A 2,650-nucleotide genomic window follows, 5' to 3' on the forward strand; every position below is an offset into this window, starting at 1 on the left:
GGAGTTTCACTGGGGGTTGGGATGGGAAGGGTTTCTCCTGTTGAGGTGGGAGATGGGGAAGGAGTTAGGTTGGATTCGGGGGTAGTGGGGGAAATGCTGACACTGGGGGTAGGTTCTACGGGGTTGGTCAAAATAATGTCCAGCTTGTAGTCGCTGTCGGCAACTCCTGTCGGCGGACTTAGTTCAATATAGTAGTCTCCGGCTAAAGGCAGCAACCCTTCCCATCGTTGTACTTGCTTGGCTTGAAAGTCGATCGGCACGCGGTTAGGTGCTAAAACGTTCATAGAAATATTTCCCCTTGTCACAGAAACGCTGAGTTGCTGCCCTGGCTGGGCTGAAATAATGTAAGTAATCGTCTGGTTAGGTTTGAGATTGCCTTCTTTATAAGTGATCAGACCCGTTATTAAGCCGATTGTTTCGCTTGTGGAAACCGGTTCGGGTGTGGGGGTTGGTGTAACGCTGGGTGTTGGTTCGGGTGTGGTAGCTGCATCGATTGGGGTTGGCGTGGGTGTGGGAGTGGCAGTACTGACGGCTGGAGTGGCTGTTTTCAGCGATTTGGTCGGTATCATGGAGCCGATCGCCAAGAAAAAGCCCAGTATAATTAATAACCCAATTCCCGCACCTACGAACGGTAAATTTGACAAGCTACTGCCGATCGCAGAGTATGGGCGTGTGGTGGGGCGGGATGCAGTCGGCTTGATGTGCGGAGATTTTTTGTTTGCAATCACCGATGCGGCAGTTGTAATGCCACCCCAGGCTCGCAAAGCTTGACTGACTTCGATCGCAGATTGGTAGCGGTTGTGCGGTCTGGGAGCCATCATTTTCTTGAGCAAGTTGAAAATGCCCAGGCTGATGATGGGAGGTAATAACTGCCAACGCCAAGTCATGCTCGATTGCTCTAGCAATTCCTGGGGTTTGCGACCGGTCATCAATACTACTGCGGTTACTGCTAGAGCGTAGAGGTCGCTGTTGGGGAAAACTTCGCCTGTTTGCAGTTGTTCGGGTGGCGCGTAGCCGAGTTTACCTACGGTAGTGGCTGGGGGAATCTCGCCGGCGGAGTCCAATTGGGCTGCCTTTTCCTTGACTGCGCCAAAATCGATCAGTACCGGCAGGCGATCGCTCTCTCTTAAAATGATATTCTCTGGCGAAATATCGCGATGAATAATACCTTTTTCGTGGATATGAACTAAAACTGGCAACATTTGCTGCAAAAATTGCACGATTTCACTTTCTGAAAAAGCTCTTCCCTCTTGTTGGCGCTCTCTCAGCAGCGTGCTGTAGTTTTTGCCCTCAACGTAATCCTGCACTAAAAACAGACGTTTGCCCTGCTCAAAAGTACTGCGAAACTGGGGAATTTGCCTATGCTCGATCTTGTAGAGAACCTCTGCTTCCCTTTGGAACAGTTCTTTTGATTTATGCAAAAGGTAATCTTCGTTGGAGCGCGGGGTAAACTCTTTGAGGACGCATAGTTCGTTAAATCTGGCTTGGTCTTCTGCTAGATAGGTGCGACCAAACCCCCCTTGACCGAGAATTTTGATCAAGCGATAGTGGTTTTGGAGGATAGTCCCCAGAGGCAGGGGTGGTTGCATAGCAGGCTGATTCCCTCTCTTGTGTGCAAATGAGTCGATCGCTTTTCAAAGCTAAACCTCTAAGTGCCATACTCTCATGATTCCCTATGACAGACAGTTACAGGTCAAGTCCAATTAAATATTTACCAACCCACAAGTTATAGCAAAAGTCAAAAGTCAAAAGTCAAAAATGAAATGCTTGCTGTGAATTGGTTATGGCGTTTTAGGATGCCCTAACCGTCCTAGCGGTTGCTATAGCAAAAAGTTAAAAGGTAAAATTTTACTCATGCCCTGCTTATGCGAATTCTTTTGGTTGATGATGAAGTTGAGCTCGCCGACCCCCTGAAAGCTGTGTTAACCCGTGAAGGTTACGGTGTCGATGTGGCTTATGATGGAGTTTCTGGAAGTCAGTTAGCGGCTATCGGCGATTACGATTTGCTGATTCTCGATTGGATGTTACCGCAAATGAGCGGACTGGAAATTTGTCAGCAATTGCGATCGCAAGGCATTGCCACACCAGTATTATTTCTTACTGCCAAAGACACTTTAGACGATCGCGTGCAGGGATTGGACGCCGGCGCAGATGACTATCTCGTCAAACCTTTTGAATTGCGAGAATTACTCGCACGGGTTCGCGCTTTGCTGCGGCGATCGGCTACCCTAGAATCAGTCTCAACAATCCAACGCCTGCGAGTAGGCGATTTGGAACTTGATTGCGATAACCAAGTCGCTTATCGTCACGGACGCACGATCGATTTATCCGAAAAAGAAAGTCAATTACTCGCATATTTTATGCGCCACCCCGGTCAATTATTAACTCACACCCAAATACATCAACATCTCTGGAGTGAAGACGAACAACCCAGCAGCAATGTATTAGCAGCTTTAATTCGCCTCCTGCGTCGGAAAATTGAAGCTGCTGGCGAATCTCAGTTAATTCACACCGTCTACGGAAAAGGGTATAGATTTGGCGAAACTTAGTTATTAGTAAGAGTCCGGAGAGTGTGGGAGTGGGAGAGTGGGGGAGTGGGAGAGTGGGGGAGTGGGGGAGTGGGAGAATAAATATTTTCCTTTATCGTTTC

2 protein-coding genes are annotated in these 2,650 nt (G+C 48.3%); one reads left to right on the plus strand and one right to left on the minus strand.

Features of this window, described 5'->3' with window-relative positions; genetic code table 11:
- On the minus strand, window positions 1-1,589 hold a 1,589-nt coding region (locus tag H6S82_RS34195; protein WP_199317981.1), incomplete at its 3' end, for a serine/threonine-protein kinase.
- Between the two features lie 276 nt (window positions 1,590-1,865).
- Between H6S82_RS34195 and rppA the strand changes: the two genes are divergently transcribed.
- Window positions 1,866-2,549: a two-component system response regulator RppA gene (gene rppA, locus H6S82_RS28265; protein WP_190462153.1), complete on the plus strand. Its 684-nt coding sequence runs from the start codon at window positions 1,866-1,868 to the stop codon at window positions 2,547-2,549.
- Window positions 2,550-2,650: the final 101 nt, after the last annotated feature.

This window comes from Planktothrix sp. FACHB-1355 (genome assembly GCF_014748295.1).
GTDB classification, from domain to species: domain Bacteria; phylum Cyanobacteriota; class Cyanobacteriia; order Cyanobacteriales; family Aerosakkonemataceae; genus Aerosakkonema; species Aerosakkonema funiforme_A.

Excerpts from the sequence above, each read along its gene's own strand:
- rppA (WP_190462153.1), top strand. The coding sequence starts at position 1,866 with ATGCGAATTCTTTTGGTTGATGATGAAGTTGAGCTCGCCGACCCCCTG.